At 68.5% G+C, this 15,026-nt stretch carries 11 protein-coding genes; 3 read left to right on the plus strand and 8 right to left on the minus strand.

Going from position 1 to position 15,026, the window contains the following annotated elements; translation table 11 throughout:
• Window positions 1-25: 25 nt before the first annotated feature.
• Both BrevBR_RS01965 and BrevBR_RS01970 read right to left on the minus strand, forming a co-directional pair.
• Window positions 26-505, minus strand: a complete 480-nt coding sequence (locus tag BrevBR_RS01965) for a DUF305 domain-containing protein (protein ID WP_339999757.1) — start codon at window positions 503-505, stop codon at window positions 26-28.
• A 243-nt stretch (window positions 506-748) separates the two neighbouring features.
• Window positions 749-3,100: a heavy metal translocating P-type ATPase gene (locus BrevBR_RS01970; protein WP_339999758.1), complete on the minus strand. Its 2,352-nt coding sequence runs from the start codon at window positions 3,098-3,100 to the stop codon at window positions 749-751.
• Window positions 3,101-3,201: 101 nt separating this feature from the next.
• Between BrevBR_RS01970 and BrevBR_RS01975 the strand changes: the two genes are divergently transcribed.
• Window positions 3,202-3,477, plus strand: a complete 276-nt coding sequence (locus BrevBR_RS01975) for a metal-sensitive transcriptional regulator (RefSeq protein WP_332640761.1) — start codon at window positions 3,202-3,204, stop codon at window positions 3,475-3,477.
• Window positions 3,478-3,802: 325 nt separating this feature from the next.
• Here BrevBR_RS01975 and BrevBR_RS01980 read toward each other — a convergent pair whose 3' ends face one another.
• From BrevBR_RS01980 to BrevBR_RS01990, 3 genes are all read right to left on the minus strand, one after another.
• Entirely contained in the window at window positions 3,803-6,895 is a 3,093-nt protein-coding gene (locus BrevBR_RS01980; RefSeq protein WP_339999759.1) for an efflux RND transporter permease subunit, read from the minus strand.
• Window positions 6,892-7,932, minus strand: a complete 1,041-nt coding sequence (locus tag BrevBR_RS01985) for an efflux RND transporter periplasmic adaptor subunit (protein WP_339999760.1) — start codon at window positions 7,930-7,932, stop codon at window positions 6,892-6,894. Before BrevBR_RS01985 ends, BrevBR_RS01980 begins: the two co-directional genes overlap by 4 nt.
• A gap of 135 nt (window positions 7,933-8,067) precedes the next feature.
• A complete protein-coding gene (locus BrevBR_RS01990) occupies window positions 8,068-8,697 on the minus strand; it encodes a TetR/AcrR family transcriptional regulator (RefSeq protein ID WP_339999761.1) in 630 nt (209 codons plus the stop codon).
• 47 nt (window positions 8,698-8,744) lie between these two features.
• Here BrevBR_RS01990 and BrevBR_RS01995 point away from each other — a divergent pair, with 47 nt between their 5' ends.
• Window positions 8,745-10,235: a TolC family protein gene (locus tag BrevBR_RS01995; protein WP_339999762.1), complete on the plus strand. Its 1,491-nt coding sequence runs from the start codon at window positions 8,745-8,747 to the stop codon at window positions 10,233-10,235.
• A gap of 129 nt (window positions 10,236-10,364) precedes the next feature.
• On the plus strand, window positions 10,365-11,261 hold the full coding sequence (locus BrevBR_RS02000) for an NAD(P)/FAD-dependent oxidoreductase (RefSeq protein WP_339999763.1): 897 nt from the start codon (window positions 10,365-10,367) through the stop codon (window positions 11,259-11,261).
• Between the two features lie 148 nt (window positions 11,262-11,409).
• On the opposite strand, the gene guaA is transcribed toward BrevBR_RS02000, so the two are convergent.
• Genes guaA through BrevBR_RS02015 form a run of 3 tightly spaced genes read right to left on the minus strand, consistent with a single transcriptional unit; the run spans window position 11,410 to window position 15,022 of the window.
• On the minus strand, window positions 11,410-12,972 hold the full coding sequence (guaA, locus tag BrevBR_RS02005; protein WP_339999764.1) for a glutamine-hydrolyzing GMP synthase: 1,563 nt from the start codon (window positions 12,970-12,972) through the stop codon (window positions 11,410-11,412).
• Window positions 12,969-13,616, minus strand: coding sequence for a 5'-methylthioadenosine/S-adenosylhomocysteine nucleosidase (locus tag BrevBR_RS02010; RefSeq protein ID WP_339999765.1), 648 nt, complete (start codon window positions 13,614-13,616; stop codon window positions 12,969-12,971). The genes guaA and BrevBR_RS02010 overlap by 4 nt, the downstream gene beginning before the upstream one ends.
• On the minus strand, window positions 13,613-15,022 hold the full coding sequence (locus BrevBR_RS02015) for an RsmB/NOP family class I SAM-dependent RNA methyltransferase (RefSeq protein WP_339999766.1): 1,410 nt from the start codon (window positions 15,020-15,022) through the stop codon (window positions 13,613-13,615). The genes BrevBR_RS02010 and BrevBR_RS02015 overlap by 4 nt, the downstream gene beginning before the upstream one ends.
• Between the last annotated feature and the right edge of the window lie 4 nt (window positions 15,023-15,026).

A 15,026-nucleotide genomic window follows, 5' to 3' on the forward strand; every position in this document is an offset into this window, starting at 1 on the left:
GCGGAGGGACTCCCACGGTCCGCGATCACCGGCGCGCCAGGATGGCCTTCATCCGGGCAATCTCCCGTGTCTGGGAACTGATGATCTCGTCGCAGAGCGCGAGAACCTCCGGGTCGGTCAGCGAGGCCTCCCGGCACATCAGGATCGCCCCGGAGTGGTGCGGGATCATCGAGCGGAGGAATTCGGCATCCCCAACCGCCGCCTGGGTCCGCATGCCGTAGAAGCTGAACGCAAACACCAGCGCCGCCGCCCCGCCGATCAGGAGATTGGCGCGCCTGGCCGGATACATCGACCGCATGAACACCAGCATGAGGATCGCCATTGGCGAGACCATCATCAGGGTCATGTAGACGTTGTTCAGATTGAAGTGGAAGTGATCGAACGACGCGATCATCGTGTACATCACCAGGTACATGATGACGAAGTCGAGGATCAGCTCGATCGCGAGGGATCGGTAGCTCCCCTTCATGGTCTTCGTATCGTGTGGATTGGCCCCTTCCTGCATGTCTGCATCCTTTCACAAGCACGGGGCGGTCCCGCACTCCCGGCGCCCACGTCCGCTGTGCGGTTCCGGCCGTGAATTGCCGGCGCCTGCCCTGACCGCCTGCGTAATCCGGTGTCGGCGACCCGGTTCCGCCTCCGTCCAATAAAGCCCGGGGCTCTCCGGACTCGCGAGAAAAGCCGCTCCCCGCGACGTAGTGACGTATGGCGGACACCGGTCTCCAGCGCCTGCCCGCGGCGCCCGGGGTCAAAGCTTCACCGCCCTCAGCCGCAACGCGTTGCCGATGACGCTGACGGACGACAGCGCCATGGCCAGAGCCGCCAGAGCCGGCGACAGCAGCTGACCGGAAACCGGATACAGCAGGCCCGCCGCGATCGGGATGCCCAAAGCATTGTAGCCGAAGGCGAACACCAGGTTCTGACGGATGTTGCCCATCACCGCCCGGGACAGCTTGCGGGCCCGCACGAGGCCCTGCAGATCGCCGCCGAGCAGGGTCACGCCGGCGCTCTCGATGGCGACGTCGGAGCCGGCGCCCATGGCCACGCCGACATCCGCCGCGGCGAGGGCCGGGGCGTCGTTGACGCCGTCTCCGGCCATGGCGACGATCCGGCCTTCCGCCCGCAAGCGTTCGACCACCGCGGCCTTGTCCTGGGGCAAGACCTCGGCCTGAACGTCGTCAATGCCGAGCCCCCGCGCCACCGCCTCCGCTGTCGTGCGATTGTCACCCGTCATCATCACAAGGCGCATTCCCGCCGCCTGCAGATCGCGGATGGCCTGGGCGGTCGTCGGCTTGACCGGATCGGCGATGCCCAGGACGCCGGCCGCCACGCCGTCCACGGCGACGAAGATGGCCGTGGCGCCGTCATGGCGAAGCCCTTCGGCCTCGACCTCCGCGGCGGCGGCATCGACGCCGAGTTCCTTCAGGTAGCGGCCGTTGCCCAGCGCGACGCGGCGCCCGTCGACCACGCCGGCGACGCCGCGTCCAACCGGACTGTCGAACTCCGACGCCTCGGAGAGGACAAGCTTCCGTTCCATCGCGGCGCGGACGATCGCGTCGGCCAGGGGGTGTTCGCTGCCGCGTTCGAGGCTGGCGGACAATCGCAGAAGCTCCCCCTCCCCGAAGCCAGCCGCGGGCCGGACCGCCGTGACCGAAGGCCTTCCCTCGGTCAGGGTGCCGGTCTTGTCGAGCACCAGGGTGTCGACCTTTTCGAAGCGCTCCAGGGCTTCAGCGTTCCGGATCAGGACCCCGGCCTGGGCGCCGCGTCCCACCCCGACCATGATGGAGATCGGCGTCGCGAGGCCGAGCGCACAGGGACAGGCTATGATCAGAACCGATACGGCCGCGACGAGGGCGTAGGACAGGCGCGGCTCGGGGCCGACCAGGCCCCAGACGACAGCGGCCAGAACGGCGATCACGATGACCGCCGGGACGAACCAGCCCGACACCCTGTCGGCCAGCCGCTGGATCGGCGCGCGGCTGCGCTGCGCCTGGGCCACCATCTGCACGATCCGCGACAGCAGGGTGTCGGCGCCGACCTTGTCGGCCCGCATGACAAATGAGCCGGTCTTGTTCAGCGACCCGCCAACGACGTTTGACCCGGCCTCCTTCGTCACCGGCATGGACTCGCCGGTCACCATCGACTCATCGATAGACACCCTTCCGTCGAGGATTTCGCCATCGACCGGCACCTGTTCGCCCGGCCGGACGCGCAGCCGGTCGCCGACCGCGACGAGATCCAGGGTGACGTCCTCGTCGGTCCCGTCGTCCCGGACGCGTCGCGCGGTCTTCGGCGAGAGGTCCAGAAGGGCGCGGATCGCGCCGGAAGTGCGCTCTCGCGCCCGCAGCTCGAGGACCTGGCCCACCAGGACGAGGACGATGATGACGGCCGCCGCCTCGAAATAGACGGGCGCGCTTCCGTCGATGCGCCGGACCGCCGCGGGAAACAGGCCAGGGGCCAGAACCGCGACCATGCTGTAGATCCAGGCCGCGCCGACTCCCAGGGCGATCAGGGAGAACATGTTGAGGCTGCGGTTGCGGATCGAGGCCCAGCCCCTCTGGAAAAACGGCCAGCCGGCCCAAAGCACGACGGGCGTCGCCAGGGCGAACTGGATCCAGTTGTTGGTCTGGCCCGGCAGCCGCATCGTCAGTCCGGTGAGGTGCCCGCCCATCTCCAGGGCCAGCACCGGAACGGTCAGCACCAGGCCGATCCGGAAGCGGCGGGTGAAGTCGATCAGTTCATGATTGACCGGGGTCTCGGCCGTGACCGTTTCGGGCTCCAGCGCCATGCCGCAGATGGGACACGCTCCCGGCCCTTCCTGGCGCACCTCCGGATGCATCGGGCAGGTGTAGATCACGCCGGGGACCACGGGTTCGGGCGGAGGCGCCGAGCCGAGAAATCTGTCGGGGTCGGCGACGAACCGCGTCCTGCATCCGGCCGAGCAGAAGAAATAGTCCTCGCCGTCATGCGCCGCGCGGTGCTCGGCGGTCGCAGGATCCACAGTCATGCCGCAGACGGGATCGACGGCCGCCCCGCCGTCAGCCTCGGCCCTGGTCGAGCCGCTGTGGCCGGGCGCGTGGGACTCGGGGATCACGGACATGGCGCCTCTCCTTCTCATCTTCCCCGCCGTTTATACCCACATGGGGTATAGCGCAAGATACCGTCCCGGGGTATATGGAGCCATCAGAAAGGGGATTTGGGATGCAGGCCCGGACAAAGCCGAAGATCATCAACCGCCTGAACCGGATCGAAGGCCAGGTGCGCGGCATCGCCCGCATGGTCGAGGACGACCGTTACTGCGTCGATGTCCTGACCCAGCTCCAGGCGGTGCGGGCCGCGCTGCTGCGGGTGGAGAGCGAGGTCCTGAGGGATCACCTGGACCATTGCGTCATGGGCGCGATGACCGGCGACGATCCGGCCGAGCGCAAGGCGAAGGCGACAGAGTTGATCGAGCTGCTCGGCCGGGCCGCGCGCTAACGCGGGGCAGCCGCGCCCGCCCTTCTCCGTCGCGGCGGTCCGGCGAACGGCCAGGGCGTTTCTCCGGGGCAGCCGGCCCGGACTATTCCCACCCGATTGCACAACTATCCATAAGTTACTGTTTTTGAGCGTTTTTATCGGCGATCTTGCGGCCAGCGCCGATCCACCTACCGAATACATTTCGAGCTACGGAAGTATTGGAGAAATTCGAAGCAATAAAAACCGCGTGATCACGACACCTTTCGACATGTATTGACAACGTCCCGCCGCCACTACGCTGCCGAGTCAGATGAGCGAAGCGGAGGCTTCCAGCATATCATCATCATCAAGCCCCTTGACGGGTCGGCGCCGCGCCGACCGGCGTCTTGACGTTGCGGCCCACCAACCAGAGGACGTAGAGCGCCGGCAGGAAGAACAGGGTCAGCAAGGTGCCGACCAGGGTGCCGCCAATGAGCACGATCGCGAGCGCGCCCCAGAAGGTCGAGAGCGTCAGCGGCAGGAAGGCGAGCACGGCGGCGAGGGCGGTCAGCAAGACGGGTCGCGCCCTGCGGACGGTCGCCTCGACCACGGCGTCGATCTCATCGAGCCCCCTCGCGCGCTCCGCCTCGATCTGATCGACCAGGATCAGGGTGTTGCGCATCAGGATCCCCGCCAGACCGATCAGGCCCAGGATGGCGTTGAAGCCGAAGGGCGCGCCGGTGATCAGCAGGGCCGGGACGGCGCCGATCAGTCCCAGCGGTCCGGTCGCAAACACCAGGCCCGTCATCTTGAACGACCGCGTCTGGACCATGATGACGGTCAGCATCAGCACGATCATGAGCGGGAAGAGCGGAGCCAGCGCAGTGTTCGCCTTGCCGGATTCCTCCACCGATCCCGCGGTGGTGATCGCATAGCCGGATGGCAGGCTCGCCTTCAGTTCAGCAAGCCTGGGCAGGATGGCGGCTGTGACGACAGGCGGTTGAACGCCGGGCGTTATATCCGCTCGCACCGTGATCGTCGGCTGGCGATCCCGGCGCAGCAGGATCGGATCCTCGAAGACCGGCACAAGGCGGGCGACGCCGCTGAGCGGGATAGGCCGGCCGTCAGCCGTGGTGATGACCAAACTGTCGAGGGCCTGAAGACCCTGACGATCCGCCTCCTCCGCTCGGACCACGACGTCTACGGTCCGGTCGCCGGTGCGCATCTGGGACACGGTGACGCCGGACATCAGGGCGCCGACCTGCTGGGAGACGCTCGCGGGGTTGAGACCCAGCAGCCGGAGGCGCGCCTCGTCGAACTCCAGCCGCACCGAGGGCGTGCGCTCGCCCCAGTCGACATTGACCTCCACGGCGCGCGGCTCGGCGCGAACGATGTCGGCCGTCCGGGCGGCTATCTCCCGTACGCGGTCGGGATCGGGACCCGATACGCGGAAGGCGACGGGGAACGGCACCGGTGGGCCGAACAACAGGGTGTTCACACGGACCCGCGCCTCGGGATAGGCCCCGGCCGCGATGCGGTCGCGGATCAGGAGCCGCAGCGCGTCGCGATCCTTGTGACCGTCCGTCAGGACGATCAGCTTGGCGAAGGACGGATCCGGGAGTTCGGGATTGAGCGACATGAAGAAGCGCGGCGCCCCGGCTCCGACGTAGGAATCCACGAACACCGCTTCTTCGTGGCGGCGAATGTCCCGTTCGATCCTGGACACGACCGCTTCGGTCGCGCGGATGCTGGAGCCCTTGGGCATATAGACCTCGACCAGCAGTTCCGGGCGGTCGGAGGTGGGGAAGAACTGTTTGGGGACGACGATGGCCAGGAGGCCGCCGGCGACGAAGAGCGCCGCCAGCACGGCGAGGGAGACCTTGCCGCGGCTGGTCACCGCGCGGCGGACCCAGCCCCGGAACCGCTCGTAGCGCTTGGTGGCGTATATGGCGTCGTGGCCGCCGGGCTGGGGAGCGATCTTCGGCAGGAGCTTCACGCCGAGGTAGGGCGTGAAATAGACGGCGACCACCCAGGACGTGAGCAGGGCGAAGGCCACGATCCAGAAGATGTTGCCCGCGTACTCGCCGGCCGTGGACTGGGCGAAGCCGACCGGCAGGAAGCCGATCACCGTGACCAGGGTGCCGGTCAACATCGGGGCCGCGGTCGCGCCCCAGGCGAAGGTCGCCGCCGCTGTCCGCTCCATCCCTTCCTGCATTTTCACCACCATCATTTCGATGGCGATGATGGCGTCGTCGACCAGCAGGCCGAGCGACAGGATCAGAGCCCCAAGGGTGATGCGGTCGAAGTCGCGTCCCGTGACGAGCATGATGACGAAGACGGCCGAAAGGGTCAGTGGGACTGCTGCGGCCACAACGAGGCCGACGCGGAAGCCCAATGCGATCAGACTGACGATCATGACGACCGACAGGGCGACCACGAACTTCAGCATGAACTCGCCGTACGCCTCCTCGATGTTGTGGGACTGGTCCGCGACCTGGGTCAGGGTGATTCCGGCCGGAAGCTGATCGCGGATGTCCTTGACCTGGTGTTTGAGGTCTTCACCCAGCACCGTGCCGTTCCAGCGTTCCCGCATGACGACGCCGAGCATGATCGCCTGCGCGCCATTGTGCCGGACCAGATAGGTCGCGGGGTCCGCATACCCGCGTCGCACCTCCGCCACGTCGCCGAGGCGGAAGCTGCGGCCATCAATGGCGATCGGCGTATCGCTGACCGCCTGGACGCCGTCGAACGCGCCGCTGACCCGGATGTTGACGGCCTGGGCTCCGGTCTGGACCGTCGCGTCACCCGTCAGCAGGTTCTGCTGAGCCAGGGCGGCGATCAGACGGTCCGGCGCGATGCCGAGCGTCGCAAGTCTGCGGTTGGAGAGTTCGACGAAGATGCGCTGGGGTTGTTCCCCGATAATGTTGACCTTCTTGACCCCTTCGACCGAAAGCAGGCGGTCGCGCATCGCCTCAGCCTCGGAGACCAGCTCGCGATGCGGCATGCCGACGGCCTGGAGCGCGAAGAGGCCGAAATAGACGTCGGAGTATTCGTCGTTGACGATCGGCCCAATCACGCCCCGGGGCAGATTGACGGCTTCATCCTCGAGCTTCTTGCGGGCCTGGTAGAACTCGTCCTGGACCGAACCGGGGGGCGTGGCGTCGAGAAGAGTCAATGTCATGGTCACGATACCGGGCCGCGCCTGCGTCTCGACCCGATCATAGTAGCGCAGTTCCTGCAGCCGTTTCTCAAGCCGGTCGGCGACCTGGTTCTGCATCTCCTCGGCCGTGGCGCCGGGCCAGACAGCCGTGACGGTCAGGACCTTGATCGTGAAACCCGGATCCTCCGCACGCCCGAGCTTGAGGAAGGCGAGCGTGCCGGCGGCCAGGACCGCCAGGATCAGAAAGAGGGTGACGGACGGAAAACGAACGCCGACAGCGGAGAGGTTGGGAATCTTCACGGGCGCACCGCCGTGGCCGCAGCCGCCAGCCGGACCGCTTCGCCTTCACGAAGCTGGTTGGCCCCCAGAGTGACGATCCGGTCTCCCGCGGACAGCGAGCCGGGGACGATCGACGCCGCCTCCTCGCCCAGCCGGGCGACCCGGACCGGCCGGAAGCGCACCTTGTTGTCCCGCACCACCCAGACGCCGGATCCCGATCCGGGATCGTGAAGCGCCGTGAGAGGCACCTGGATTTCGGCCGCCGTCGCACGGGACAGCTCCACCGTCACGGTCGATCCGAGCGGGATTTCGGACTGGCTGAGCACGAACCGGGCGTCGAACGTGCGTGTCAGGGGATCGGCGACGCCGGCCACCTCACGCAGCCGGGCGGGGATCGGCGTTGTCGAGCCGTACAGATAGGCCTGACCGGTTCGCGGGAGGGTGGCGAGCTGGGTTTCCGGCACGGCGATCACCGCCTCGCGATTCCCGGCGCGCGCCAGCCTCACGACCACGGCGCCGGGCGCGACCACCTGCCCCGGCTGGGCCAGAACCTCGGTGACGACGCCGTCGGCATCCGCGACCAGCGTGCCATAGCCCGCCTGGTTGCCGGCCTGGCGCGCGCCCGACCGGGCGGCGGCGACGGCCGCCTGGGCCGACTCCGATGCCGCGAGTGCGGCGTCATAGGCGGAGCGAGACACCGCGCCGGCTTCGAGCAGCCGGCGCTGGCGGACTTCTTCCGCTGTGGCTTGCGCCGCCTGTGCCTCGGCGGAGCGGACCTGATCGCGCGATGCACTGGCCTGAAGCTGCAGGTCGGTCGCGTCGATGCGCATCAAGACCTGTCCGCGCCGAACCCGCTGGCCGGGATCGACGAGCCGTTGGACGACCTTGCCGCCGACGCGGAAGCCCAGGTCGCTCTCGGTCCGGGATCGAACCACGCCGGTATAGCGGAGGGGCGCTGCCTCGGCGCCCCCAACGACGGCCGTGCGGACCAGCGGACCCTCCGCCGCTTCATGGGGTGCGCCCGATCCGCAGGCGGCAAGGGCAAGGACAAGGAGCATCGCAAGAGGACGCGGGGACGGGACGGGCATCGGAAAGCCTCGAAAGGGTTCGCTTTCCCCGACACCTAACGCTGTCATCAAAGAAATGAAAGATGAAAACTTCTCTCATCCATCATTTTATGAATTTGACCCGCGCTAGTTGGTGCGTAGCCCCTGGACGAGCAGACGACAGATGCGGTCGCTCGTGGCCGCCAGATCCTCCGCGCGGAAAACCTCGATCATGTGCGGGTGCCAGATCCGGGTCAGGGCGGCGCAAACGGTGTCGGCCAGGATTTCAGGGTCGCCCTTCGCGAAGACGCCCCTTCGCTGTCCTTCCATGAGGACGTGGCGAACCGCGCCACGCAAGCCGTCCAGGTAGTCGTCGACGACTGGCCACTTTTCCCGCGCCGCGACGGCGCACAACTGATTGATCCGCTGTTCGCTGAACGACAGGTGAAGCGTTTCCTCCAGCACAGCCCGGCTCAGCGCCTCCAGCGCGGCGCCGGGATCGCGGGTCGGCCGGGCCTCGGCCCAGGCTCGATCCTGGATGACTGCCAATGCGCGCGCGGCGATGGCTTCATCGATCGCCCGGCGGTTCGGGAAGCTGCGGTAGAGGTTGGCGGGCGACATTCCCAACTCGCGGGCCACGTCGCCGATGGTCGTCTTGTCGAACCCGATGGTTTCGTAAAGCCGCTCGGCGACCGCCAGAATTTCCTCACGGCGATCGACGCTGGGCCGGCCGGGGCGCTTGGCTTCGGCCGTCGGGATTTGTGGCTTGCTTTTCATGAAAGATAATATATTTCGTCATTCTACATTGAGCAAGGGACTTCCCCATGAGGGCGCCTCTACCTGCCATCCTGCTGGCCACGTTATCGCTGTCCGCCTGCGCGAGCCAGCCGTCAACGACGCCGCCTGTGGCCCTGCCTGCAGCCTTCGCCGCCTCGGCGCTCGAAGCCGAAGGATTGCCGACGGCTCGCCTTGAACCGAACTGGTGGCGTGCTTTCGGCGACCCGGTGCTCGATCGTGTGGTCGAGGACGCCCTGCTCGGCAATCTGGACATCGAAGCGGCCGCCGCCCGGCTGCAGCAGGCCGCCGGGGCGTCGCGGGTCGCGACCTCCAACCGTCTGCCCTCCGCGACATTCAACGGCTCCAGCTCGACCCAGCGGCAATCCCTCGAAGATCCTTCGGCGCGGATGGCGTCGGCGTCTCCCGACTACGACAGGAACGGCGATCTCTTTGGGCTGAGCGCCGCGGCGTCCTGGGAGCTGGATCTCTTCGGCCGACTGGCCGCCGCGCGCCGCGCCGCGGTCTCGGACCAGAGGGCGGCGGCGATCGACGTCGAAGGCGCCCGGCTGAGTGTCGCCGCCGAGATCGCCAGCGCCTATATCACAGCCCGGGAACTGCAGACCCGGGTTGCAATCGCCCGGGCGCGGGCGCGCACCACCGACGAAGTGCTCGATCTGGTCGCGCTTCGCTACGAGGAAGGCGCAGCCTCCCGGTTCGAGATGGACCAGGCCCGCGCCGACGCCTCGGCGTCCAGGGCCATGCTTCCCCTGGTGGAGGCGGGCCGCGACGAGGCGTTCAATCGCATCGACCTGCTGTCCGGACGGACGCCGGGCCATGCTGCCGCCATTCTCGGCGAGGGCGTCATCCCCGCTGCGCTGGCGGTGACGACCGACGACGGTCCCGCCGCCCTCCTGGTGCGGAGGCCCGACATCGTCGCGGCCGAAAGCCGGCTGGCGGCTGCGGACGCCCGGGTCGCCGAAGCCGTGACGGCCTACTACCCCCGCCTCACCATCCAGGGCCTGGTCGGCTTCCTGTCGTCGGGCCTGTCAGGGCTCCTGTCCGACGACACGATGCAGGCGGCGGGGTTGGCCGGACTGTCAGGACGGCTGTTCGACTTCGGCGCCGCCCGGGGCGGGGTCGAGGCCGCGCGCGGCCGGACGCGCGAGGCCGCCGCGGCCTATCGCCTGACCGTCCTGCAAGCCGCATCGGAAGCCGAGGACGGCTTCTCGCGTCTGGCGCGCGGCAATCGTCACGCGCTCGAACTGGCGGAGAGTCAGGCCGCGCTGACGCGGGCGAGCGCGACCGCGCGGACGGCCTACGATCTTGGTGGTTTGAGTCTGAAGGATGCGCTGGACGTTCAACGACGCCTGCTCGATGTCGAGGACGCAGCCGCCACTGCGCGCGCCGACGCCTCGCGGGCCTCGGTCGGCCTGTTCCGCGTTCTGGGCGGTGGATGGTCGTCCGAAGCGCCAGCCCGCGCCTCGACCCAGGCCTGCCCGCAATCCGTCAGCACGGGAGCGGCGTCATGCGACGCGTAGTCGTCACGGGGCGACCGTCTCGCCGAGTCCGAAGCCGGGCTCGCTGCCCGTCCCAGCGCGTGTCGCTGGACGTTATTACGCGCGAGGCCCAGCCTGACCCCCTCCCCTTACGACACGGAGCCCATCACCATGGATGACGTCATCATCATCGGCGGCAGCTTTGCCGGTCTCGCCGCCGCCCTGCAGCTCGGCCGCGCCCGCCGCAAGGTCACCGTTCTCGATACCGGCCTGCAGCGCAACCGCTTCGCCGGCCACTCGCATGGCCTGCTCGGCCACGATCACAAGCCGCCGCTGGACATCCTGGCCGAGGCGCGGCGGCAGCTGGCGCGCTATCCCACGATCAGGCTGGTCAATGCCCGGGCCGACAGCATCTCCGGCGCCATCGACGATTTCTCCGTCCTTACCGGCGATGGCGAAAGTCTTGGCGCGCGCCGCTTGATCCTGAGCTATGGCGTCGTCGACCAGATGCCTGATGTTCCGGGTTTTGCCGAAGGCTGGGGCACGTCCATCGTGCCCTGCCCCTATTGCGACGGCTTTGAAGTCGCCGGCCAGCATTGGGGCCTCGTCTGGTCCGGCCCGCAGTCGATGAATCAGGTCCGGCTGTTCCACGACTGGACCGACAGGTTGACGGTCTTCGCCGATGGCCACGACATTCCGCCCCATGTCCGGGCCGATCTGGCGCGCCGCAATACGCCTGTCATCGATGGCCGGATCATCGAGATCGCCCGTCACGGGGACCATAACGCCACCCTCAATTTCGACACCGGCGCCAATGTCGCGGTCGACATCCTGTTCGCCCATCCGCGCAACAGGCCGTCCGCGAGCCTGCATGAAGCGTTGGGCCTCGCCACGGTCGATACGCCCCTCGGCATCATCCTCAAGGTCGACGAGCGCCGCGAAACCAGCATGCCCGGCATCTACGCCGCCGGCGACCTCGCCAACCCCATCACGCCGCCATCGGTCACCCTGGCATCATCGCACGGCGCGATGGCGGGCATCTTCGCCCAGCAGTCGATGCTGGTTTGAGAGCCCGGACGACCGATCGGCCACTGCTCGGTTGTCGCCGCCGTGACCCGCGCGTTGAGCAACCGCGACCAATGCGCGCCCCTGGATCTATCACCGTAAGGCTACGAAATCCCCTCGCCAGAGGCCGCTCCCGCAAGCCCGCCGCCCCTCACTCCCACTCGATCGTGCCGGGGGGCTTGGACGTCACGTCATAGACGACGCGGTTCACGCCCCGCACCTCGTTGACGATGCGCGTCGCGCAGCGGCCCAGGACGTCCCACGGGAATTCGAAGAAGTCGGCGGTCATGCCGTCGGTCGAGGTCACCGCGCGCAGGGCCAGCACCTTCTCATAGGTGCGGGCGTCGCCCATGACGCCCACGGTCCTGACCGGCAGCAGGACGGCGAAGGCCTGCCAGATGCTGTCGTAGAGACCCGCCTTGCGGATTTCCTCCAGATAGATGGCGTCGGCCTCCTGAAGGGTGGCGACCGCCTCGGGGGTGATTTCGCCGGGGATGCGGATGGCCAGCCCGGGTCCCGGGAACGGGTGGCGTCCGACGAAGGCGTCGGTCAGCCCCAGTTCGCGGCCCAGGGCCCGGACCTCGTCCTTGAACAGTTCGCGCAGGGGTTCGACCAGCTTCAGCTTCATGAAGTCCGGCAGGCCGCCGACATTGTGGTGGCTCTTGATGACGTGGGCCTTGCCGCTCGAGGACGAGACGCTCTCGATCACGTCGGGATAGAGGGTGCCCTGGGCGAGAAACTCGGCGCCCTCGATCTTGTGGGCCTCGCGGTCGAAGACCTCGATGAAGACGCGGCCGATGGTCTTTCGCTTGGTCTCCGGGTCCGACTGACCGGCCAGCGCGCCGAGAAATTCCTTCGACGCATCAACGTGGATCAGGGGGATATTGTAGTGTTCCCTGAACAGGGTCGTGACCTGTTTGGCCTCGTCCTTGCGCAGCAGTCCGGTGTCGACGAAGACGCAGGTCAGCTGGTCGCCGATCGCCTCGTGAATCAGGACCGCGGCCACCGAACTGTCCACGCCGCCCGACAGGCCGCAGACGACCCTGGCCGAACCGACCTGCTCCCGGATCTGCGCGATCTTCTCGTCGCGATAGGCGGCCATGGTCCAGTCGCCCGACAGGCCGGCGATCCCGTGGGTGAAATTCTTCAGCATCGTGGCGCCGCGCGGGGTGTGCATCACCTCCGGGTGAAACTGGACGCCGTAGAAGCGGCGGGTCTCGTCCGCGATCACTGCATACGGAGAACCCTCCGAGGTGGCGACGACGTCGAACCCTTCAGGAATGGCGACGATCTTGTCGCCGTGGCTCATCCACACGGTCTCGTCCTCGCCGACCGCGGCGAGGTCGGCCAGCAGGGGCGAGGCCTTTTCGACGGTGATTTCGGCGCGGCCGAACTCGCGATGATGGCCGCCCTCGACCTTGCCGCCCAACTGTTCGCACATGGTCATCTCGCCGTAGCAGATGCCCAGCACCGGCACGCCGGCCTCGAACACGCCCTGCGGCGCGCGCGGGCTGCCCTCCTCGTGGACGCTCTCGGGCCCGCCCGACAGGATGATGGCCTGCGGCTTCATGGCGGCGAGGGCGGCCTCCGCCTTCGCATAGGGATGGATCTCGCAATAGACCCGCGCCTCGCGCAGGCGCCGGGCGATCAGTTGGGTGACCTGGCTGCCGAAGTCGACGATCAGGACCTTCTGGTGATCAGCGGGGGCGGTCATGCGGGCTCCGTTACGGCAGGCGTGAAATGGTCATGCAACAGGTCGAGCGCGGCGGCCAGAGCCTGATCGACCTCGGCAAGGGCGTCGGTCCAGTGTTCGAGCGCGGACAGGTCCGAACGGCCGTCCGAGACGCCCCGCAGGCCCATCACCGGCACGCCGAAACGGTCGGCGGCGCGGACGACGGCGAAGGTCTCCATATCGACCATGTCGGCGTCGACGGCGTCATAGGCGGCGCCCGAGACGACGCTGGCCCCGGTCGCCAGATGCGCCGTCGGCAGGCCCGCGGGGCCGTCGGCCAGCGTCAGCACGGCCGGGACTCGCGGATACGGCGTCTCGCCCTTCGCAAAGCCGAGGACGCTGGCGTCCATGTCGCGGTAGCTGACCGAGACGATGCGATAGACGCGGGCGTGATCGAGGCTGCGCGACCCCGCCGAGCCCAGCGAGACGATCAGGTCCGGCAGGCCGCCTTCAGCCTGCAGCCCGGTCAGGGCGTGGGCGACGGCCGCCGCCGCCTCGATCGGGCCGACCCCGGTGATCAGCGGCCGGATGCGGGCGCGCAGGGCCGGGCCGTATTCGGGCTCGGCGGCCATGACGCAGAGGGCGGTCTTCGGACCGAAGCTGGAAAGGGTCCAGTCCCGGCTCACGCCCGCCGCTCATAGAGGGCCGCGAAGAAGCCGTCGGTGCCCGTCGAGGCGGGCGACAGGCGGATGCGGCCGCCGGACGCCGCTCCGGCCAGACCCGTGCGGGCGGCGTCGGTCAGGGTCTTCGCCGCCAGCAGATCGGCTGCGGGCACGGGTTTGAAGCCCGGATTCGCCGCCTCGAAGGCGTTGGCCACGGCCTCGTTCTCACGCGTGAGGATCGAGCAGGTGACATAGGCCAGACGGCCGCCGGGCTTCACCAGCTGGGCGGCCTGTCCGAGGATGCGCAGCTGCAGGGCGTGCAGGCGTTCGACCTCGTCGGCCTTCAGCCGCCAGGCGTCCTCGGGACGGCGGCGCCAGGCGCCCGAACCGCTGCATGGCGCGTCGACGAAGACCAGATCGGCCCTGCCGTTGAATTCCTCGACGCCGCCGCCGTTCGGGCCCAGCATGCGCAGGTCGGCCTCGACCCCGGCGCGCTCGAGACGCGGACGGATGTTGTCGAGCCGCTTCTGCACCACGTCGCAGGCGATCAGCCGCATGCCCGCGACGCGTGGGGCCTTCTTCGCGGCCGCTTCCTCGTCGGCGCCGACCGGAGACCAGCCGGCGGGGCGCGGCGCGGCGACTTTCGACGGATCGGCTTCCGGCAGGCCTTGAACCGCGAGGGCCAGGGTCTTGCCGCCGCCGCCGGCGCAATAGTCGACGACGATGCTGTCGGGCGTGAAATTCAGGCCCGATCCGGCCAGCCAGGTCACGATCTGGCTGCCCTCGTCCTGGATCTCGATCTCGCCGACATTGAAGGCCTGCAGGCCCTGGACGTTGGGCGCGGGCTCGGACGGCAGGCGCAGGCCGACCGCCGACCACGGCGTCGGCTCAGGCGTCAGGCCGCCGGCCTTCAGGTCTGCGCGGGCGGCCTCGACCGTGGTCTTCGCCGTATTGACCCGCAGATCGACGGGGGCGCGCGCCATCAGGGCGGCGGCCTCCTCGCTCCAGCGGTCGCCGAAGGTGGTCTTCAGGTCCTCGGCCACGAACTCGGGCAGGCCGGCGGCGGCCCAATCGGGCAGGTCGCCCTCCCCGGCCTCGATGCGGGCGCGCTCCTGTTTCGACAGCGGGCGCGGACCATAACCGTCGCCCGAATGCAGGGCCTCGATCTCTTCCAGCGACAGGCCGTCGATGAAGGCCAGCGAGCCGATCACCAACGCCCGCCCGTCCTCGCGGCCGCCCATGGCGCGGACCAGACGGCCGCGCGCGCGCAACACCTCATAGACCCGCTCGGCGACGGCGCGGCGGTCCTTGGACCCCGCGTAGCGGTTGGCGGCGCCCCAGGCCTTGAGGACCACATCGGCGGGCGCGCGGCCCTGGGCGATGCTGTCGAGGACGGAGGCGGCGGAGGCCAGGCGGGCAGCTGGGGTCAATGCG

This window comes from Brevundimonas sp. BR2-1 (assembly GCF_037626195.1).
Lineage (GTDB): Bacteria > Pseudomonadota > Alphaproteobacteria > Caulobacterales > Caulobacteraceae > Brevundimonas.